The following is a 21700-nucleotide window of genomic DNA, read 5'->3' as shown; positions in this document are numbered from 1 at the left end:
GGACTACTCCTTCCGACGATACGTAACAAAACTAAATGGCCATGGATTCTTCTCATCCACTTCACCGGCTATTGATTCTACCATTTCAAATTGGTGCAAATCAATAGCTGGAAAATACGCATCCCCTTCAAACTCTTGCTCAATTTCAGTTACATACAATTCTTTAGCATAGGGCATAAACGATTCATACATTTGAGCCCCACCAATGCAATACGCTATGTCTAACTGTTGTGCTGCCTTAACGGCGTCTTCTGGGGCATGAAATACGCGCACTCCTTCATACGGTGGCACATAATCAGTCTGCCGGGTTACTACCCAATGTTCTCGATTAGGCAATAAAAAAGGTAATGATTCCAATGTCTTACGCCCCATGATAATAACATGGCCAGTGGTTAATTTTTTAAAATATTGCAAATCTTTTGGCAAATGCCAAATGAGTTGATTATCCTTACCAATCACATTATTTTTTGCTTTCGCCACAACCATTGCTAACATTATACAGCCACCTCCATTGGCAACTTACCCAAATGTTCATACCCTTCTAATTTCACATCATCAGGGGTAAATTCATAAAACGTCTGAACAGACTCATTTAACCATAAACTTGGCGCTGGTTTAGCTTCCTCACGGCGTGCTAGTTGCAATTTAAGCGCATCTACATGATTTTCATAAATGTGGGCATTGTTAATAATATGCGTAAATTGACCTGGTTTTAAGCCACTTACGTGCGCGATCATATAAACTAAAGCAGCATACTGTGCCATGTTAAACGGAATACCAAGACCCATATCACCACTGCGTTGCACAAGCATACAATTTAATCGATCTCCAGCTACATCCCACAAGGTTTCATAGGCACAAGGCTGTAACGCCATATCAGGTAAATCTTCAATATTCCAAAGTGTTACAATCATGCGGCGACTTTGTGGGTCCTCTTTGAGCATACGCAATAAAGTATCCACTTGCTTATATTTAGCTAATTGATAGCCATAAGCTTTACCAATCGTACCATCTTCGCGCATCCATTCATCCCAAACATGAACCCCCATGGCTTGCAGTTCTTTCACATCATTACTTTGCTTTTGCCAAATCCACAACAATTCTTTCACAGCCGTTTTGAACGCTACAAATTTAGTCGTTAAAATAGGAAATTCTTTACTCAAATCAAATTGCATCATTTGATGAGGCAATTTGTAGGTAGGCACACCTGTACGATTATTCGCGTAATAACCGTCTTTTAAAATTCGTTCTACAATGGCTAAATATTGATCATCGGCCCGACTCATGAGAACCTCCTCGGATAAAATAAATATATATTTAAAACAAATATTTTTTTAACAAATAAATAACAAAAAAACAAAATAATACCCCAAAACCAAATATTAAGAGCCCTGTACCAATTATCCTTCTTTTGTAAATGTATTAATTACCTTCAAAAAGGATAAACCAAAGCGTTGTAATTTCGTTTCACCAATGCCCTTAATCTTATATAAATCAGCTAAAGTCTGCGGTTTCATCGAAGCCATATCAATTAATACCGTATCTGGAAAAATCAAATACGGTGGTACTTTTAATTGCGTGCTTAACTCTTTGCGATGTTGTCGTAACGCTTCAAATAAATTAGGCTTATTAGAACCAGACTTAATACCCTGTCCCCATGACTTACCAGTTTTACTAAAGCGATTATCACCACTTAAACCATTCTGGCGAGGACCATCAGGGCGAACAGTCACAATCTGTCGACGAACTTCGGTTACCTTAGCATGGCCGTCTAAGACGGCTTCACCAGCCGGCGTAATACTCAATATGGGATATTTGCCACTTGCACACTCCAAATACCCCAAAGACGTAAACTGTCGTATAAGACCTTTAATGTCACGGTCATCCATATCTCGAAGAGTCCCAAATACAGGTAACCGATCCCAACCATAACGTACAATCCGGTCTGTCCGATTGCCACCTACAATATCAGTAATCATAGCCGCCCCATATCGTTCTTCCGTATCTAATACAGCTTTAAAAATATAGCGTGCTTCTTTGGTTAAATCCCGTAAAGCCCCTTTATTTAAACAACTCCCACAATTATCACAACGTGACCAAGGTACCGTTTCCCCAAAATAGGTGAGCATATATTTGCGCAGACAATCACTCGTGAAACAATAATTAATCATTTGCTGTAACTTAGACATTTCAATACGCCGTCGTTCAGGCTCGTGGACAGATTCATTAATCAAATACTTATGAATCATTACATCTCGCCCGCTATATAAGAGTACACATTTAGAAGCGCCACCATCACGACCTGCCCGACCTGCTTCTTGGTAATAGCTTTCCATATTACGCGGCATCTGATAATGAAGTACATAGCGCACATTACTCTTATCTATGCCCATGCCAAACGCACTAGTAGCTACCATAACTTTTACTTTATCATAGGCATACCGGTCTTGCTGTAACTTACGCACCTCATCACTTAAGCCCGCATGATAATAGCCTACTTCTACGCCTCGTTTAGCCAATTCCCCATACACCATTTCTACATCTTTACGGGTAGCACAGTAGATAATACCATTTTCTTCACTATGTTGTGCCACAAATTGAAGCACATAAGGCAGTTTTCGTTCTGGTTGTACTACTTCAAATGAAAGATTAGGTCTATCAAAACCCGTTACATGAACTGTTGCCTCTTGCAATCCTAAAAGTCGTTTCATATCAGCTTCGACTTCGCGCGTAGCACTAGCCGTAAAGGCGCCAATAACAGGCCTACGTGGCAATGTATCAATAAAGGGCGCAATCAGCTGATAAGAGGGCCTAAAATCATGGCCCCACTGTGATACACAATGGGCTTCATCAATAATAATTTGCTCTATAGGCAATTCTTTTAAAAAATTTTGAAACCACTCTGAACTCAAACGTTCAGGAGCTAAATATAAAAGTTTTACACGATTAGCACGCAAGGCTCTTAATATCTGTGTTGACTCTTCTTGTTCTTGCGTGCTATTTAAATAGGCGGCTGGAATCTTTTGCATCCGCAGTCCATCCACTTGATCTTGCATAAGCGAAATCAACGGCGAAAAGACAATCGTTAAGCCTCGTTTCAACAACGCAGGAATCTGAAAGCAAATCGACTTACCAGCGCCCGTTGGCATAATTGCTAAAATATCTTTACCAGCTAATAACGATGCGACTGGTACTTCTTGAGCCGGACGGAACGTGGCGTAACCAAAATAATGTTGTAATGCTGCTTCAGCTGCGGGATGAGCCATCTTGTTCACGTCCTTTCCTCTTTACTCATTTAATGATACATCATATTATTTTAACATTATTTGTAAAAAATTACACTACTACTCTATTGTCGAAAAACTGAATGACTACGCTACATTCATAAAATGTACACGAATATCCCAATATCTGCTACAATAGAAGATATAAATTCTATAGTATATAAACAACTACTACAAATTATACACTATAATTCTAATCTACACATTAAAGGTCTATACTATAAAGGTATATATTGTAGATTGCCATTACCAAATTTATTTTGCATTTTATAATAAGGGGATTCCTATGAAACATTTTATTACACCTGCTGAATTAGTAAAAGAGCAAGCAAAGTATATTATCCTTGATATTCGCGGTCAGAAAGCTTATGGGGCCGCTCATATTCCAAACGCTTATGTACTTGATGTAACTATCGATTTATCTGGCCCTGTGAAAAAACATGGTGGTCGCCATCCACTGCCCGATTTTAATGTACTCGCTGATAAATTAGCCTCTTTTGGCATTACTAAAGACAGTCATATCGTAGTTTATGATTCCTGGCTATTTTTAGCGGGACGCCTTTGGTGGACTTTACGTTATATGGGGCTCTCCCATGTAAAAGTCCTAGCGGGTGGTATTGAGCGATGGATTCACGAAGGACAGCCTGTAACGAATATCCCTACGCCCTTACAGACTACAACAGCCTCTTTTAATTACCACTTACAAGACCATATGGTTATGACTCATGATCACGTCTTAGAAAGTAGCCAAACGCGCAGTCACATTATTATTGATGCCCGCACTCCTGAACGCTATACAGGTACCGACATTGATACTATGGATGGCATGACGGGACATATTCCAACAGCTATTAATCATTTCTGGGCTGATGGCTTTGATGCCAATGGTCCTTTACCGCAAGAGCAACTAAAAGACGTATTTAAAAATATTCTCTCGGTCACTAAACCGATTGTCACTTATTGTGGTTCTGGTATTACCGCCTGCCTCACTATGCTTGCTATGGCAGAAATTGGTATTGAATCGGCTCTCTATGTAGGAAGTTCTAGCGATTGGGTTACCTACCCCAACGCTCCTATCGCAACAGGCATTGAAAGTATAAAATAACACTGTGTTTCAAATATTCCTCATCATCAAGTATAGCCTCTATTTATAAGCTGTCTTTTATATTAAGTTTCTATAGAAATTATACATTTATATATAGTAGGCTGACATATTTTATGATAAAATATAACAATATATCTATAATGAAAAGGGGGTGCATCTCGCATGCACACACAAATCTCGATTATCATAGCCTTTGCACTCTATTTAGGGCTCATGATGTATATCGGTATCTATTATTATCGCAAGTCTAGAAATTTAAGTGACTACATCTTAGGGGGACGTAAGTTGGGCCCTTGGCTCACTTCAATGAGTGCCGAAGCCTCCGATATGAGTGGTTGGATGCTTATGGGGTTACCGGGTTTTGCTTATAGCACGGGGATTTCAGCTATTTGGATTGCCCTCGGTCTTGCCGGTGGCACCTGGCTCAATTGGGCCTTTGTCTCTAAACGATTACGGAATCATACAGAAGTAGCTAACAATAGCTTAACCATCCCAGATTACCTAAAAAACCGTTTCCGTGATACATCAAGAATTTTACCTATTGTATCCGCTATCTTTATTATTATTTTCTTCTTGATTTACACGTCATCCGGTTTCGTTGCAGGGGGTAAATTATTTACAACTATCTTTGGCCTAGATTATACTACTTCACTCTTAATTACAGCCGGTGTAGTTATCTTCTATACCTTCCTAGGAGGCTTCCTCGCTGTTAGTTGGACTGATTTAATCCAAGGGACTATGATGTTCTTTGCCATTTTAATCATTCCCATTACGGCCACTATCATGATGAATGGCCCTATAAATACAGCTCATTTAATTGCTACTGAATTTCCACAAGGCTTATCCATCTGGGGCCCTGAATCAGATACCTATACCTTAGCTATTGGCATTATTTCTTCATTAGCTTGGGGGCTTGGGTACTTTGGTCAACCACATATTCTTGTACGTTTCATGGCTATTTCTGATGCACGCGAACTAAAAAAAGCAACTAATATCGCCATGGTATGGGTTATCATCTCTCTAGTCGCAGCCGTTATCGTTGGTCTTGTTGGCAAAGTGTATTTAACCACGCCACTGGAAGGCGCTGATGTAGAGAAAGTTTTCTTAGTAATGAATGAGCAATTATTCCCACCATTCGTAGCCGGTCTTATTTGGTCTGCTGTATTGGCTGCTATTATGAGTACTGCTTCTGGACAGCTATTAGTGACAGCATCTTCTGTATCGCAAGACTTATATAAAAACATCGTAGGTCATCGTACCAGTGATCAAGAACTCGTTTTAATCAGTCGTATTACCGTTCTTATTATTTCAGCCATTGCCCTTTGTCTGGCCTTAGATCCTAATAGCTACATCTTAACAATGGTCGCTTATGCTTGGGCCGGTTTTGGTGCTGCTTTTGGGCCTGCCATTCTACTTTCCTTATTCTGGCGTCGTATGACCCTAAAAGGTTGTGTAGCTGGTGTAATTGTGGGTGGTTTAACAGTTCTTATTTGGAAACAATTTGCATGGTTCGGACTTTATGAAATCGTACCTGGTTTCATTCTTTCCTCCCTTGCTATTTATGTAGTTAGCTTATTAGATAATCCACCATCAAAAGAAATTACAGATGAATTTGATGAAGCCCAGCAACTGCATATTTTATAAAGCGTAATTTAATATATTAATCGATTCTATAAATAATAACTAAAAGAGGCCCTAGGGCCTCTTTTTTGATACTAGCGCATTAACATTATGTTTTGTCCTGCTGGAATTACAAAGTTTACATCTTTATAGACCGGTTCAACTATCCACTTGCCCGTTGTATCCATTACGCCCCACTTCCCGTCCACACGAACCGCCGAATAATAAGTATAAAAGTTAGAAACATCTTGAATCGCAATATCTTTAGCCGTAAATACGACGTCCCCTTCACGATTAATAATTTTATAGCCTGTAAAACCATCACCGAGTAAAGTGTCACCCACTACCCAAGCAAATCCTTCCGCTCCAAAAGCCCCCTGTTTAGCTTCTTTAGATAAACGAAACATTTCTTTACGCATAGGTTCCATTTTATAAACTCGTTTTCCATCTGCAGCAGTAGCTACTACATAACTATCATTCATAAAATCTACCCCCTCATACAGGAATGGCAGTACTTGTGTGTTAGTCAAGTAGTTTATAACGCCTCTTTTACTTGTTGTTTTATCTTTCAGTGCAATATACGGATCAGATAGACTAATTTTCTCCAATTCATAATCACCATAGGGAATCAAAATTTTTCCTTGTCTATCAACAACAGCCAATTTTTTATCATTTTCTACAATCGTACCAAATGGCATCATAGGATATACATGGTCTAATTTACTATCAATAATAACATTTCCATCACGATCGATATAACCACGTTTTATTTTATCACGTACAACGGTAACGCCACTAAAGAAATGATTATGATGGTAATCCCAAAAATCATTATAACCATAGCCATAACCAACACCGAGTCCAATCCCATCACTACCTATACTGATACCAAGGCCTGCATCATGACTACCACCAAAACCACCACCAAGCGCTATACCTGCAATAGCGCCCAATAAGCTGAACCCAGATGCCTTGCGCTGAATTTCTGCTAAACCATGTTTATATGGATACACATAATCAGCCTCTACAGTAAACAATTCGGCTCCAGTACTATCTATAGCAACACGTTTACCATTGTTATTTTTTACAAAGGCTCGATCTTCACTAAAGTTAGTAAGTACATCTTTGAATTGAGGCGCAATTACGATATCATCATGTATCGTCTTAAATCCATATCGTTTTGTTTTTTTATCTTTATACGGGATATAGGTATCAGATAAATAATTTATAGGCTCATCAGCAATTCCTATAGAATTATTCAATTTAATCCCCACTACCTCTTCATCCTTAGCTTTTGGATTATTAAATACAATAGCCTGCCCTTTTTCACGAGCTACTACACGTTTATATTTTGGTTCTATTAATGTATTACCTTGAGTATCAATAAGTCCATAGCCGTCCTTTGTTTCAACGATAGCCATAACTCGATTCAAAGATTTGAGCTGTGCTGGATCTTCACCTTTCACAGCACTATCTTCTAAGGATATGCCATTATTAGGCAATACAGCCATGGCTCCTTCTTGCACAAAGGTAACATCATCATTTTGTAAAACACTATTCGGTAAATAGTTAGCCGATTCTGTAATAGCAGCTTCACTGTACCCTTGCCCTAAACAAAAAGAACAAACAGCAGCTACCAATAAAGTTTTAGATTGTTTTGATAGTTTCATAGAGTCAACCTCCCAAAGAATGTAAAACTAACCATTACATATAATCAAGACTATTAGTTACTCATATTATAAAATCTACAATTCAAATTGGCAATTAGGGGAAATGCAAAAACCGCAAGGCCTCTTACGAGAACCTTGCGGTTTTACTAGTCAATAGATATGCCTTAGACCATCATGGTCAATGCTTACTTCATTGTAAGCTTAGCAACTACTAAAGTCTAATTGTAGTTTTGAATTATTGTACTTCGTCAAAACCTTTTTGAAGACGAACGTAGGATTTACGACGTTCAATAGCATCTTTTTCAGTTTTTTCGAATAATTCTTCAGCCATTTCTGGAGCAGCTTTCTTCAAGGAAGCATAACGAACTTCGTTCATTAAGAAGTCGCGGAAGCTTTCAGTTGGTTCTTTGGAATCCAAGCTGAATGGGTTCTTACCAGCTTCTTTAAGAGCTGGGTTGTAACGGTAAAGATCCCAGTAACCAGATGCCACTGCACGACGTTGTTCTTCCTGAGCATTACCCATACCGCCTTTAATACCATGGTTGATACATGGAGCGTAAGCGATAATTAAGGATGGACCTGGATATGCTTCAGCTTCAGTGATAGCTTTCATTAATTGGTTTTTATCAGCACCCATGGATACTTGAGCTACATATACATAGCCATAAGTCATAGCCATCATGCCAAGGTCTTTCTTCTTAGTGCGTTTACCAGAAGCAGCGAACTGAGCTACAGCAGCTGTATGAGTGGATTTAGAAGACTGACCACCAGTGTTGGAGTAAACTTCAGTATCGAATACAAATACGTTGATGTCTTCGCCAGAAGCTAATACATGGTCAAGACCGCCGAAACCGATATCATAAGCCCAGCCGTCACCACCGAAGATCCATTGAGAACGTTTTACTAAGTATTGTTTCTTAGCAAGCATTTCTTTAACTTCTTCAGTTTGTTCTGCAGCTTCTAATTCTTTTACTAATTCAGCTACACGTTCACGAGAACCTTCACCTTGGTCTTTACCTTCGATCCAGTTTTCGATAGCAGCTTTCAAGCTAGGAGCGGCTTTTTCAGCAACAACTTGAGCTGTTTCAGCTAATTGAGCACGAACTTTTTGAGCACCTACGAACATACCATAGCCATATTCAGCATTATCTTCGAACAAGGAGTTGCCCCATGCAGGACCTTGACCTTGTTGGTTAGTAGTGTATGGAGAAGCTGGCATGGACGCACCCCAGATAGAGGAACAACCAGTAGCATTAGCAATTACCATACGATCACCGAATAATTGAGTAATCAAACGAGCATATGGAGTTTCACCACAACCTGCACAAGCGCCGGAGAACTCAAGAAGTGGAGTTTCGAACTGGCTACCTTTAACAGTTTCTTTCTTCATTGGGTTAGCTTTTACTGGTAATTTAACTGCATAATCCCAAGTTTCAGCAAATTCCATTTCGCCATCGATAGGACGCATTTCAATTGCTTTTCCTTTAGGGGAAGGACAGATATTAACACAGTTGGAGCAACCTAAGCAATCAAGTGGAGATACAGCAATACGGAATTGAAGATCTTTAGCACCAAGAGCTGGGATTGCTTCGAAGTTGTCAGGACCAGCAGCTACTTCTTCAGCTGTAGCTAATACAGGACGAATGGTAGCATGTGGACATACGAACGCACATTGGTTACATTGGATACAGTTTTCTTTAATCCAGTGTGGAACGAATAAAGCAGCACCACGTTTTTCATAAGCAGCTGTACCAGCAGGTAATGTACCATCTTCATAACCAGCAAATGTACTTACAGGTAAATCATAACCAGCTTGAGCATTTACAGGTTGGCAGATGTTTTCTACATAGCTTGGGCAAGAAGCACAGCCTGGTTTTGCTTCTTTAGCTGCATTGTCAACAGCATCTTTCCAAGAAGCAGGTACATCAATTTTAACAAGAGCGTCAACGCCTTTGTCGATAGCTGCGTTATTCATGTCAACAACGTTTTGACCTTTTTTACCGTAAGTTTTTTCAACGGAATCTTTAAGGTATTCAATAGCTTTATCAACAGGGATGATATTTGTCAATTTGAAGAATGCAGCCTGACAAATCATGTTGATACGACCGCCTAAGCCGATTTCACGAGCGATTTCAGCAGCGTTGATGATGTAGAAGTTTAATTCTTTTTCAGCAATTGTACGGCGTAAGCTTGCTGGTAATTTTTCTTCTAATTCTTCAGGAGTCCAAGTACAGTTCAATAAGAATGTACCACCTTGTTTAATACCACGAAGAAGGTCATATTCATGAACATAGGACTGACGATGACAAGCAATGAATTCTGGTTCCGTTACAAGGTAAGGTTTGTTGATTGGAGTCTTACCGAAACGAAGGTGAGACATTGTTACGCCACCAGATTTTTTGGAGTCATAGTCGAAGTATGCTTGAGCATACATATCAGTGTAGTCACCGATGATTTTGATAGCAGATTTGTTAGCACCTACAGTACCGTCAGAACCGAAGCCCCAGAATTTACAACCAGTTAAACCTTCAGCTGTAATGGAAACACCTTCAGCACGTTTCAAGGACAAGTTCGTAACGTCGTCTTCAATACCTAATGTGAAGAAACGTTTAGGAGCATCCGCTAACATGTTATCGAATACAGATACGATATCTGCAGGGATAACGTCTTTGGAGCTTAAGCCATAACGACCGCCATATACTTTAGCATTAATGTCGTTCTGTACTAAAGCAGCCTGTACATCTAAGAATAAAGGTTCAGCCAAAGCGCCTGGTTCTTTCGTACGGTCTAATACAGCAATGCGTTCTACTGTTTTAGGTAAAGCAGCTACGAAACGATCAGTTGCGAATGGGCGGAACAAGTGAATTTTTACTAAACCAACTTTGCGGCCTTGTTTATTTAAGTAATCAACAGTTTCTTCTACTACTTGGCAGCTAGAACCCATAGCTACGATAACATCAGTAGCGTCTGGAGCACCTACGTAGTTGAATAATTGGTAGTTACGACCAGTTAATTTGTTGATTTCAGCCATGTAGTGTTCTACTACATTTGGAACTTCAAGGTAGAATGGGTTAGATGCTTCACGATGCTGGAAGTAAATATCAGGGTTTTCTGCAGTACCACGAGTTACAGGCGCATCTGGATTTAAAGCACGTTTACGGAATTCTTCAACCGCTTCCATATCTACTAATGGTTTTAATTCTTCATAGTCAAGAACTTCGATTTTTTGAATTTCATGAGAAGTACGGAAACCATCAAAGAAGTTAATGAATGGTACGCGAGTTTTAATAGCTGTTAAGTGAGCTACTGGAGCAAGGTCCATAACTTCTTGTACAGAAGCTTCGGAAAGCATTGCACAACCAGCGGCACGAGCGGCCATAACGTCTTGGTGGTCACCAAAAATGGCTAATGCGTGAGCGGCAAGAGCACGAGCTGCTACATGGAATACACCTGGTAATAATTCACCAGCTACTTTGTACAAGTTTGGAAGCATTAACAATAAACCTTGAGAAGAGGTAAATGTAGTTGTTAAAGCACCTGCTTGTAAAGAACCGTGTACAGCAGCGGCAGCACCAGCTTCAGACTGCATTTCTACAACCTGTACTTTATGGCCGAAGATGTTTTTACGGCCAGTGGCAGCCCAGTCATCAACGTGTTCTGGCATTGGAGAAGACGGTGTGATTGGATAAATAGCTGCTACTTCGGTAAAACCGTATGCAACGTGAGCTGCGGCCTGGTTGCCGTCCATAGTTTTCATTTTACGCATGTTAAAAAAGCCTCCTTAAGCATTAAGAATGAGTTTTACACTTGCTTACCCTTATTATCTCAGGAACAAATTCCCCCGCACCTAGCGCATATCTATGTCTTAGCATGTGAATACCCTATAGTATATTGAATACACTATAGGATTTTATACTGCATATAAATTTTTGACATACATATTGGCAAATCGCTCTAAACCGCATTGCTTTGTACATTAAGCAACAACGAACGTTAAAAATTAATGCATTCTTTGTCGTATTTTTTGTAAAAGCATTGCCTATCTTGCAAAAATGTAATAATATAATACTATTAAAACTCTTTTGCATTTGGAGGACCTATTTCATTCCTAAAATAACAAATCGATATAGCCTCATGTCTTAATTATACAATTATAGACTGCATATAGCAACTGAAACAGGCACATCTGATTTGCTAATTATGAGATAATAACTTGACATTTTTTCATAGGTTCTCAATATTGCGAATGCTTTTCAATAAGGTTGTTTTTCAACATTTTAGAGCCATCCTTCTATGGTGCATGAGTTTAACGCATTCTTGAAAAGTGGTTTCGAGTATTTTATATATTCTATATATTATTTAACTAACTGAGGTGTATTATGGATTTTCATCATTTAAAATACTTCGTAGAAGTAGCCGATCAAAAAAGTTTTAGTAAAGCAGCACGTAACTTACACATCTCGCAATCTGCTATTAGTCGTACGATTAAAGCCCTCGAAGATGAGTTAGGCGTCGTTTTATTCATGCGTAATGCAAAATCAGTAGAGTTAACTGACGGGGGTACCATCTTCTTAACCCACGCTAAACGCGTTGTATTCATGTTTGAACATCTAAAAGTAGATTTTGAGAATGAATTCCGTTTAGAACAAGGTTCTATTTTAATTGGCCTACCACCAATTACGGATGCTCCTATCTTTGCACAGTTATTGGGTGAGTTTAAACGAGCGTATCCTCAAATTGATTTAGAGTTATTTGAACATGGTTCCAAAAAAATTGAACTTAGTGTACAAGAAGGTCTTATTGATATCGGGATTATTTGTACCAAACCAAATCCTAAAGAATTTGAATCCTTCTATCTCACAAGTGATCCTTTATGTGTCATCTTGCCACGCGATAATCCATTAGCAAAAGAAAAAGAAATTTCTCTTGATATGTTATCGGAAGAATCCTTCGTGCTTCACAAAGATGATTTCAATCTCCATGACGAAATCGTTAAATCTTGTAAACATGCTGGGTTCCAACCTCATATCGTCTTTGAAACTAGCCAACGGGACTTAATGTTACAAACTGTAGGTGCTCATCTAGCGATTGCCTTATTACCAAGTCGCCTCTGCCCTACTAAAGGTGAAAATACTAAAGTGGGTACTAATGTAGTAGTCCGTCCATTAGTACGTCCTGAAATTACACACACATTATATGTAATTTGGAAAAAAGGTCATTATCTTTCCCACGCTTCTCGCTTGTGGTTAGATTTTGTAACGGCTAAATTACCATTACCAACTGGTTCTATTTCTATAGAAGGGAAATAAGTATCATGAGTGAGGAGTGCCCTCGCAACCCTAAATCATCACAGCACACGAATAAATTGCTATCAAAGCTTGCTGAACTAAGTAAAGGTACGACCACCTGGCTGTGGTTACTTATTATTAGTATGGCTGCTTATATCGCCTATCAACAAGCTCAAATTGATGAATTGGCTACCAGAGTCTATGGCCAATACAATATGAGCGATATGGACAGTTTTGATTATCGCATTACTAATCTTGAACACATTAGTAATGCCCATGCTGCTCGATTAAAAGTCGCGGAAAAAGATATTTGGCAATTGCAAAAAGAAACGCACGCCTTTCAATGGCGACTCATGCAACTAGAATGGCTACATCCAGAATTAGCCGTGCCCCAAGAAACGCCTACTAAGCCAGATTTAAAAGATTTTACTAGTAATCCAGGCCGCGTTCCTAATCCATTACAACCAGGTGAAAGTATTTTTAATGAAGAAACACCCTAGTTTTGAACACCTCACAACTAAGGTGTTCCCTGAATCCAATAATAAAAAGAGCCTCGAATAAACGATACAATCGTTTTATTCGAGGCTCTTTTTATGTAGCTAGAAAATTATAAGCGAGTTTTTCCTAGTCAATATTAGATATGGAATAAACCTAACATAGCGCCACAAGCCAAGGAAATCAAGGACATGATGAACAAGCGTGGAGCACAGAATTTCAACATATCTTTAATTTCAATACCTGCTAAACCACAAGCTAAGAATGTAGTCGCCGCATGAGGGGTTACTAATACACCATAGTTTTTAGAAATCAACATAGCCATAGCCATATCTTGAGGGTTTACACCAAATTTTTCACCTACACTAATAGCCAATGGAACAAGACCAAAGAAGTAGGAGTCAGTACCAAGCAACATACCGATTGGCACACCAAGAATACCGAAGATAGTCTGTAAATGACCACCAAGGAAATCAGGTACTAATGTAATCAACATGGAAGCCATGTTATCCATCATTTTTGTACCACTTAATACACCAAGGAATACACCAGAAGCCAATAAAATCATAGGCATGGTCAAAGCTGTATCAGCATGCATTTTAATTGCTTTAGACTGTGCTTTAGCACCAGGGAAGTTTACGATTAAAGCAATAGCAAGACCAAACATAAAGGCCCCGTAAAGCGGAATCTTAGTGAAGCAAAGTAAACCAATAACGACTAATGTCAATAAACCGTTGAACCATAATAATTTAGGACGTTTCATAGCTTCTAAATCTTCAGAAGTTACATTGCCATCAGTTGGTACTAAAGAGGAATCTAACAAAGCAGCTTCACCAGTTGGATTTAAGCCTGCACCACGACGTTTTTCAACCATACCCATGTAAGCAGCAAATATAATCAAGATTACCAAACCTACACCTTGTAATGGAATCAACGCCTGCCATAATGCATTTACGTCAGCATTCAATACAACGCCTGTACGAGCTACTGGGCCACCCCATGGTACTAAGTTCATAATACTCATAGCGGCACCAATGATACATACCAAAGTTACAGGACGAATGTGTAACTTCTTATAAATAGGAAGCATAGCTGGAATTGTGATTAACAATGTAGATGCTAATGCACCATCCAAGTGACCTACTACAGCGATAAGTGCAGTTGCAATGGTAACTAACATAATATTATTGCCGGCTTTTTTAGCCAAATAATTTACCAAAGGATCAAATAAACCAACATCACTCATCAAGGAGAAGTATACAATAGAGAAGATAAATAATACCGCTGTGGACCAAGTCTTAGATACACCTGCTTGAATAAATGTAAAAATGTCAGATGGACCAAAACCAGCAATAACAGCCATAATAATTGGCACGATTACGAAAATCGGCACTGGATTTGTTTTAGATTGAATTAGGGACCAAACGATGATAACAATCATCAATAGGCCAAGAATACCTAAAAACATTGCGAGAAAACTCCTTTCAAAAAAGAAAAATAAATATATAAACTAATTTGAAGCTCTGCCAAATAAATTGGCAGCGAGGACTAGACTAGCTAATCCTCAGCTGTCAAAGTTGTTCCTTACGAGGAGCCCTACTAGGTAGGCCTTTAAAATGTATAACTTAATCTAGTGGTTTACGCACTACATCAATGATAGTACCATCACGATATTCAACAATAGCCACTACATCTTCGTCTTTATCACTTACGGTAACCCCTTCTGGCTTACCAACAAGATCAAAGGCTAATTTTTGCAATTCTTCAATTGTGTAAATTGGCAAATTGGAATCTTTGAAACGTTCAATTAAATCAGTACGACGAGGGTTGATAGCAATGCCACGTTCAGTAACAATTACGTCTACTGATTCGCCTGGCGTAATAACTGTCTGCACACTATCAAGAATCATAGGTAAACGACCTCGTACTAATGGACAAGTAATAACTGTACATTTAGCACCAGCTGCTGTATCACTATGACCACCAGAAGCACCCATAAGAACGCCATTGGAATCTGTCATACAGTTAACATTAAAGTTTGTATCAATTTCAGTCGCCCCAAGGAATACAACATCAAGATAATTAGTCATGTTGTCAGTCCAAGGATCAGCGTACATAGAAGCACTCATTTCAATATGTGCAGGGTTTTTATGTAATGAAGCGGCTGCCACAGTATCAAATGTTTGAGTATCATAGATTGCATTGATCAAACCGTCTTCTAACATACCTGCTAAGATACCGGTAGCACCACCAATACCAAAACCAGCTTTAACACCTTGTTCTTTAAGTTTTTGACCGATGAATTTAGCCACTGTTAAAGGCGCTCCGCCAGCACCGAGCTGGAAGCTGAAACCTTCTTTAATAATGCCTGCTTGATCAAGGAATTCAGCAGCCATTTCAGCGATTTTAATCTGTACAGGGTTCTTTGTGAAACCAACTGCACCCGATGCAATCCCTTCAGGATCACCAATCGCTTCTACTTCAACAATATAATCTACATCTGTTTGAGGCACAGAATATGGGTATACATAATCAACTAAGTTATCTGTAATTGCTACTGTTTTATCTGCATAGTGAGAGTCAACCATAGCATAGCCAAGCGCACCACAAGCAGATTTACCTTGCATACCAGTAAAATTACCACGACGGTCACAAGTAGGGGCACCCATGAAAGCTACGTCGATGTGAACTTCGCCAGCAATGATAGCACGCGCACGACCACCATGAGAACGAATCACTACAGGGCGTTTCAAAACGCCAGGATTCTTAGTTAAGAATTTACCAAGAGCATCACGAAGACCAGAAGTTTCAATAGCGGTTACCGTGCCATCTTTAATCATGTCAATTAAGAAGTCATGACAAGGACTAAGAGAACTGGAAGCCACCGTAATATCTTTAATCCCTTTAGCTTGAATACGCTCCATAACCATTTTCATAACATAGTCACCATTACGGAAATGATGGTGGAAAGAAACGGTCATACCATCGGTTAAGCCTGTTTTTTCAATAGCTTCATCAATGGAAGATAATAATTTATCAGCACCGCCTTGATTATATTTAGCCACAGGACGACCTGCGCGACGTACTTTAGGTTCAACAGCGAATTCGCCTTGATATACTTCACGACCCGCAAGAGCTGGTAAATCCATTGGAATTTCGCGATTTGCTTTATTTAACATTAATTTCAGCTCCTTCATCTACTTCTACTTTAATACCGGCTGCACGTGCTTTATCTACAATGCGTTGCGCACGAACTACGATAGGACCATCAATCATCTTACCGTCAACGGCAATAACGCCTTTATTGTTTTTCAAAGCATCGGCATAGCTATTCAATACTTTAACGGAATGAGCAATTTCTTTTTCATCAGGTGTAAATACTTTATGAGCTAATTTAATCTGACTTGGGTGGATACAAGATTTACCATCAAAGCCAAGAGCTTTAATGTACTGTACTTCTTCTACAAAACCGTCTGGATCTTTAACGTCAGAGAATACAGTATCTACACAACGAATACCGGCTTCACGAGCTGCCAACAAGATAGATTGACGAGCAAAGGTCAATTCAACAGCTGGTTTAGATTTACCTGTACGAAGGTCAGCACGATAATCTTCAGCGCCAAGAGCGATACCTACGACGCGAGGACCATGGCAGATTTCACGTACATTATAAAGACCTTTTACAGATTCAATAGCAACGATAATATTAATCGTACCTTCTTCCCAACCATTAGCTTTTTCAACTTCTTCAATTTTACGAGCTACGATTTCAACTTCAGATACGTCTTCTGTTTTAGGAATACGAATCAAGTTTGGTTTAGCTGGTACAATTACATCAAGGTCATCATAGCCATATGGCGTTTGTGTTGGATGATTGATACGTACTACCGTTTCAGAACGGAATGTCATGCTTTTTAAAGCTTCCGCAGTCATCAAACGAGCGGTATCCTTTTCTGTAACAGGAATGGAATCTTCAATATCAAACATCAAGCTATCAGCACCGTGAATATCAGCGCTGTTAATCATTTTAGGTGTATTGCCTGGCACAAACATCATGCTACGGGAAATACGAGCTTTAGCAGCCTCTGATAATGGCAAATTTTTAACTTCTACCGGACGAGTTTCATCATGTGTTACAGCCGGTTTTGGTTCAGAACCACGTTCTAAAGCGCCGAGTACACGAGCTTTAATAGCATAATCCCAAGCCGCTTTATCATCGGCAATAACTTTTACTCCATCATAGCCAGCTTCTTTAACTGTGTTTACAATTAATTCTTCGATGTGTTTACCATACTGGCGTTTTACTTTTGAAGTTAACTCTACTTCAATACCAGCTGCGATTGGTTCAACGGTTACAAGACAATCTTGTTTTTCGTCAAAACCAGCAGTCGCTGCTTTTACTAATTTGTTCATAGCTTCGCATCCTTTCAAACGAATCAACAGGCTAACCATTACATAGAATTACAATATATTCTGAAATCGAATTTGACTGTATAGCCAATCGTTATTTAACCTATGAACCCATTATACGAGCAGGATTTTTATAAGAAAAATAAAAAGGAATTATGCATGCTATAAATTTTTTATCCGTCCTAAATTTATAAGAATCATAACTTTATGTAATATCCCTAAAAAATAGCATAATAAAAGAACCTTTAGCCCTATACCGACTAAAGGTTCTTTATATTTTTAGTAAATTGTCCACCACTATTGCATTTTAAATATAGCATTATAAGCCTCTATAATTAGGCATTCTTCATGAATTATATTCTTTAATATTCAATATTAACAGGTGATTGTTTTTGATAAAAATCACGTACATAATCAATAAATGTTTTAGCCGCAATGAGTTTAGTGCTCACTTCATTAAAATGTAAAAAAGTGCTCCGCACCCAAGGCTTACCATCTTTCTGATAAATAGGCTCTACATAAATGCCTTCGTCTTTACAACTTCCCAAGCCTAAATACGGTAGAATAGCCCAGCCAAGACCTTCACGCACAAAATGTCGGCATGTTACCATAGAATCAAGTTCCATAGCAGGTTCTAAGTTGGCCGGTAAGTTTTCACTTTGCCAACTCTCTACAATAGCTGAAATAGACGCATCAGTACGATACTGTACCCATGGCAACTCAGCCAACTCCTTACGACTGATTTCCTGTTTATAGACCAAACAATACGGTTCTTCAAAGAGCTTAATGGTATTAGTCGCTTCTTTATAATTGCCGCGCGCAATGGCAACCATAACTTCGCCACCATTAAACATTTTATTTACATGTGAGCTATAACCCGTTTTAACTTGAATGTGTATATTCGGATATTCCTTCGTAAATAAACTAAGTAAGTGAGGCAACTGATAATCAGCAAAATTAATCGAAGAAGCTAACTTTAACGTACCTTGAATCTCACCACTCATTTCACCAATGGACTGCTTCAAACTTTCAGTTTCTTCTAGCATACGACGGCAATATGTGTGAAAGACTTCTCCTTGCGGCGTTAAGGTAATCCCTTCATTAGTACGCAACAACAAAGGACAACCTAAGTCTTCTTCTAAATGACGCAAGCGGTAACTCAAAGCAGGCTGAGATAAAAACAGTTTATCCGCCGCTTTGGTAATATTTCCTTCCGCTACAACGGTAACAAAGGTTTGCCATTCTTTTTCATCCATAGTAAGCCCTCCTTAGTCTCTGCGGAAAAATCGCAAAATAGATAAGAAGATATTAATGAAATCCAAATAAAGCATTAAAGCGCCAATTAATTCAATTCGTTCTAACACATCATCATCTTCAAGAGCTGCGGCCGTTAAAATACCTTTAATTCGGTTCACATCTACGGCGGTAAAGATGGTAAAAATAATAACCCCCAAACCGCCTAAAGCTAGATTAACCAAACCACTGTTAAAGAAAAACATATTCAATAGGCTAACTACGATAAGGGCAATGACAGCACCAATTAAGTAGGTAGACCAAGATGTCAAATCTTTTTTAATCACACCTCCAATGATAGCAAACGTACCAAAGAAGGCCACCGTTCCTAAGAACGCATAAAAGAAAGCCGTACTGCCATAAACAACACTTAACACAGCCAGCGTCAAGCCATTGAGAATCGAATAAATAAAAAACATACCTTTAAGGGCTGTTAGACTGGCACTCATTTGACGAGCACTAAATAAAATAACAACACCTAATTCAATAAGTAAAATAATATTATAATTGGATGCAGCCATATTGAGCCACTGCGGATTAAATAACGCAGCCAATAACGTTACAAAGGTGGTTAAAATACCCCACCCCATCCATAGCATAGAGTTGCGCAATTTACGTGCAACCACTTGAGATACTACCGATTGTTCTGCATTTACCGGCATAGAGTAATTCATAAAAACCTCCTCATATTCTATCTGCTATGAATCACCACAGTATAACTCAACAGGAGTCCTAACGAGCGTTAGCAATCCCTTCAAATACTTTACCGCGTGATCCATCCACAGTTACAACTTCTCCATCTTTAATTGTTTGTTCCGCATTAGACACCCCTAGTACAACAGGAATGCCAAAATTAATGCCTGCAATCGCAGCCGCCGATGTAAATCCATCTTCAGCCGCAATAATAGCACTAGCCCGCTTAGCAAATGGCATTAAATCAGCTTCTAATGTACGTACAACTAGAATATCACCATCGCGGAAAATCGCCTGTGCTTTAGCTGCTTCATAGGCAATGCATACCCGACCAGTCGCAGCCCCTTTACCAACACCATTGCCTGCTAATACGGCTTGACCTACTACATGAACACGAATCATATTAGTCGTCCCCGCTGTACCTGATGGCACACCGGCCGTAATAACTACTAAGTCACCAGATTCAATATGATTTTCTGCTAAGGAAGCACTAATCGCACTATGTACCATTTCATCAGAATTAGCATGGCCCATACCTTTTACCGCTTCTACACCCCAATATAATTGAACACGACGCACCGTTTCTTCATGGGGCGTCACCGCTAAAATCTTAGCCAATGGACGATTTCGTGAAATGCTCATGGCCGTTTTACCGGTTTCGGTGCATGTAATAATGGCTGAAGCATCAAGGTTCTTAGCCACCGTAACCGTAGCCGCACTAATAGCTTCTGTCGTCTGCACCACATCAGCTACAAATGGATGTTCCATATTGCAATACAAGGTAGAATGTTCTGTTACTTCCGCAATACGTGCCATAGTCTGTACCGCTTCTACAGGATACTTACCGCCAGCCGTTTCACCTGATAGCATAACCGCATCAGTGCCATCTAGAATCGCATTCGCCACATCACTCGCTTCCGCCCGTGTTGGTCGTGGATTACTTGTCATAGATTCTAACATCTGCGTAGCCGTAATTACCGGTTTCGAAGCTTTGTTACATTTACTAATCATCATTTTTTGGAGCACTGGCACTTCTTCAGCGGGAATTTCAACTCCCAAATCACCACGTGCTACCATAAGGCCATCAGACATACGAAGAATATCATCTAAATTGTTAATGCCTTCTTCGTTTTCAATCTTAGAAATAATCTTAATATCCTTGCCTTCTTCTTCTAAAATGCGACGGATTGCCACTACATCGCTACCACGTTGCATAAAGGAAGCTGCCACATAGTCAACCCCTTGTTGACAACCAAAGCGTAAGTCGGCCATGTCATTTTCTGAAACTGGTGGCAAACTAAGTGGCACGCCTGGTACAGCAACACGCTTACGATCACTCATAGGACCGCTATTTTGAATAGTCGTATAAATTTCAGTGCCTTCAATCTTATCAACATTCAAAGTTACCAAACCATCAGATAATAAAATCTGACAACCTACCGTTACGTCATCAACTAACCCTTTATGGTTAACCGAGCAAATCGTAGCATCTCCTTCAATATCACGCATAGTCAAAATAAAAGGTTGGCCTGCTTCTAACATAACCTTACCTTCTTTAAAATGACCTAAGCGAATTTCTGGGCCTTTAGTATCAAGCATAAGGGCTACTGGAATCCCCGTCTTACGTGAAGCTTCCCGAACAGCATTCATGCGCTTTGTATGTTCTTCATAAGAGCCATGTGAAAAGTTGAAACGAGCCACGTTCATGCCCGCTTCTAACATATGTTCCAACACACCAGGTGCGTCTGTGCTCGGTCCAATAGTACAAACAATCTTAGTTTTCTTCATAGTAGAATACCTCACTTATAATGGATTGATATAAAGCCTATGTTTTCCCTTCAT

General features: G+C 39.3%; 15 protein-coding genes. 4 read left to right on the top strand and 11 right to left on the bottom strand.

The features are described from left to right. Window positions 1-3: 3 nt before the first annotated feature. The 3 genes from DYE54_RS09175 to recQ all read right to left on the bottom strand — a co-directional run bounded on the left by DYE54_RS09175 (window position 4) and on the right by recQ (window position 3266). Window positions 4-495, bottom strand: a complete 492-nt coding sequence (locus tag DYE54_RS09175) for a dihydrofolate reductase (protein ID WP_115310941.1) — start codon at window positions 493-495, stop codon at window positions 4-6. After that, complete coding sequence (locus tag DYE54_RS09170; RefSeq protein WP_115310940.1) at window positions 495-1286, bottom strand: thymidylate synthase; 792 nt, start codon at window positions 1284-1286, stop codon at window positions 495-497. Before DYE54_RS09170 ends, DYE54_RS09175 begins: the two co-directional genes overlap by 1 nt. 114 nt (window positions 1287-1400) lie before the next feature. Next, window positions 1401-3266 carry a DNA helicase RecQ gene (gene recQ, locus DYE54_RS09165; RefSeq protein ID WP_115310939.1) on the bottom strand — a complete coding sequence of 622 codons (1866 nt, stop codon included), beginning with the start codon at window positions 3264-3266 and terminating at the stop codon, window positions 1401-1403. A 304-nt stretch (window positions 3267-3570) separates the two neighbouring features. Here recQ and DYE54_RS09160 point away from each other — a divergent pair, with 304 nt between their 5' ends. Next, window positions 3571-4389 (top strand): sulfurtransferase, encoded by an 819-nt coding sequence (locus DYE54_RS09160; protein ID WP_115310938.1) that lies wholly within the window; start codon window positions 3571-3573, stop codon window positions 4387-4389. A gap of 162 nt (window positions 4390-4551) precedes the next feature. Next, window positions 4552-6033 carry a sodium/proline symporter PutP gene (gene putP / locus DYE54_RS09155; protein ID WP_115310937.1) on the top strand — a complete coding sequence of 494 codons (1482 nt, stop codon included), beginning with the start codon at window positions 4552-4554 and terminating at the stop codon, window positions 6031-6033. A gap of 71 nt (window positions 6034-6104) precedes the next feature. On the opposite strand, the gene DYE54_RS09150 is transcribed toward putP, so the two are convergent. Further along, entirely contained in the window at window positions 6105-7679 is a 1575-nt protein-coding gene (locus DYE54_RS09150) for a WG repeat-containing protein (protein WP_115310936.1), read from the bottom strand. Window positions 7680-7914: 235 nt separating this feature from the next. Continuing rightward, a complete protein-coding gene (gene nifJ, locus DYE54_RS09145; RefSeq protein WP_115310935.1) occupies window positions 7915-11445 on the bottom strand; it encodes a pyruvate:ferredoxin (flavodoxin) oxidoreductase in 3531 nt (1176 codons plus the stop codon). A gap of 613 nt (window positions 11446-12058) precedes the next feature. Here nifJ and DYE54_RS09140 point away from each other — a divergent pair. Beyond that, complete coding sequence (locus DYE54_RS09140) at window positions 12059-12988, top strand: LysR family transcriptional regulator (RefSeq protein WP_115310934.1); 930 nt, start codon at window positions 12059-12061, stop codon at window positions 12986-12988. Window positions 12989-12993: 5 nt separating this feature from the next. Next, on the top strand, window positions 12994-13467 hold the full coding sequence (locus DYE54_RS09135; protein ID WP_115310933.1) for a hypothetical protein: 474 nt from the start codon (window positions 12994-12996) through the stop codon (window positions 13465-13467). A gap of 134 nt (window positions 13468-13601) precedes the next feature. Here the strand turns inward: DYE54_RS09135 and DYE54_RS09130 are convergent, their stop codons facing one another. The 6 genes from DYE54_RS09130 to pyk all read right to left on the bottom strand — a co-directional run bounded on the left by DYE54_RS09130 (window position 13602) and on the right by pyk (window position 21646). After that, on the bottom strand, window positions 13602-14930 hold the full coding sequence (locus DYE54_RS09130) for a CitMHS family transporter (RefSeq protein ID WP_115310932.1): 1329 nt from the start codon (window positions 14928-14930) through the stop codon (window positions 13602-13604). Window positions 14931-15087: 157 nt separating this feature from the next. Further along, entirely contained in the window at window positions 15088-16641 is a 1554-nt protein-coding gene (gene citF, locus DYE54_RS09125) for a citrate lyase subunit alpha (protein ID WP_115310931.1), read from the bottom strand. After that, the gene (gene citD, locus DYE54_RS09120; RefSeq protein WP_115310930.1) at window positions 16631-17875 is read right to left on the bottom strand and encodes a citrate lyase acyl carrier protein; all 1245 of its coding nucleotides are present in this window, start codon (window positions 17873-17875) and stop codon (window positions 16631-16633) included. Before citD ends, citF begins: the two co-directional genes overlap by 11 nt. Window positions 17876-18234: 359 nt before the next feature. Continuing rightward, window positions 18235-19128 carry a LysR family transcriptional regulator gene (locus DYE54_RS09115; RefSeq protein ID WP_115310929.1) on the bottom strand — a complete coding sequence of 298 codons (894 nt, stop codon included), beginning with the start codon at window positions 19126-19128 and terminating at the stop codon, window positions 18235-18237. Between the two features lie 12 nt (window positions 19129-19140). Then, window positions 19141-19839, bottom strand: coding sequence for a Bax inhibitor-1/YccA family protein (locus DYE54_RS09110; RefSeq protein WP_115310928.1), 699 nt, complete (start codon window positions 19837-19839; stop codon window positions 19141-19143). Window positions 19840-19897: 58 nt separating this feature from the next. Beyond that, window positions 19898-21646 carry a pyruvate kinase gene (gene pyk, locus DYE54_RS09105; RefSeq protein ID WP_115310927.1) on the bottom strand — a complete coding sequence of 583 codons (1749 nt, stop codon included), beginning with the start codon at window positions 21644-21646 and terminating at the stop codon, window positions 19898-19900. Between the last annotated feature and the right edge of the window lie 54 nt (window positions 21647-21700).

The organism is Veillonella criceti, assembly GCF_900460315.1.
Classification (GTDB): domain Bacteria; phylum Bacillota; class Negativicutes; order Veillonellales; family Veillonellaceae; genus Veillonella_A; species Veillonella_A criceti.
The sequence above is the reverse complement of the archived record's forward strand: the minus strand, read 5'-3'. Positions and strand labels throughout refer to the sequence as shown.

Coding starts and splice junctions, on each gene's coding strand:
- DYE54_RS09175 (WP_115310941.1), bottom strand. CDS start 495: ATGTTAGCAATGGTTGTGGCGAAAGCAAAAAATAATGTGATTGGTAAG.
- citF (WP_115310931.1), bottom strand. CDS start 16,641: ATGTTAAATAAAGCAAATCGCGAAATTCCAATGGATTTACCAGCTCTT.
- nifJ (WP_115310935.1), bottom strand. CDS start 11,445: ATGCGTAAAATGAAAACTATGGACGGCAACCAGGCCGCAGCTCACGTT.
- pyk (WP_115310927.1), bottom strand. CDS start 21,646: ATGAAGAAAACTAAGATTGTTTGTACTATTGGACCGAGCACAGACGCA.
- recQ (WP_115310939.1), bottom strand. CDS start 3,266: ATGGCTCATCCCGCAGCTGAAGCAGCATTACAACATTATTTTGGTTAC.
- DYE54_RS09130 (WP_115310932.1), bottom strand. CDS start 14,930: ATGTTTTTAGGTATTCTTGGCCTATTGATGATTGTTATCATCGTTTGG.
- DYE54_RS09150 (WP_115310936.1), bottom strand. CDS start 7,679: ATGAAACTATCAAAACAATCTAAAACTTTATTGGTAGCTGCTGTTTGT.
- putP (WP_115310937.1), top strand. CDS start 4,552: ATGCACACACAAATCTCGATTATCATAGCCTTTGCACTCTATTTAGGG.
- DYE54_RS09110 (WP_115310928.1), bottom strand. CDS start 19,839: ATGAATTACTCTATGCCGGTAAATGCAGAACAATCGGTAGTATCTCAA.
- DYE54_RS09135 (WP_115310933.1), top strand. CDS start 12,994: ATGAGTGAGGAGTGCCCTCGCAACCCTAAATCATCACAGCACACGAAT.
- citD (WP_115310930.1), bottom strand. CDS start 17,875: ATGAACAAATTAGTAAAAGCAGCGACTGCTGGTTTTGACGAAAAACAA.
- DYE54_RS09140 (WP_115310934.1), top strand. CDS start 12,059: ATGGATTTTCATCATTTAAAATACTTCGTAGAAGTAGCCGATCAAAAA.
- DYE54_RS09170 (WP_115310940.1), bottom strand. CDS start 1,286: ATGAGTCGGGCCGATGATCAATATTTAGCCATTGTAGAACGAATTTTA.
- DYE54_RS09115 (WP_115310929.1), bottom strand. CDS start 19,128: ATGGATGAAAAAGAATGGCAAACCTTTGTTACCGTTGTAGCGGAAGGA.
- DYE54_RS09160 (WP_115310938.1), top strand. CDS start 3,571: ATGAAACATTTTATTACACCTGCTGAATTAGTAAAAGAGCAAGCAAAG.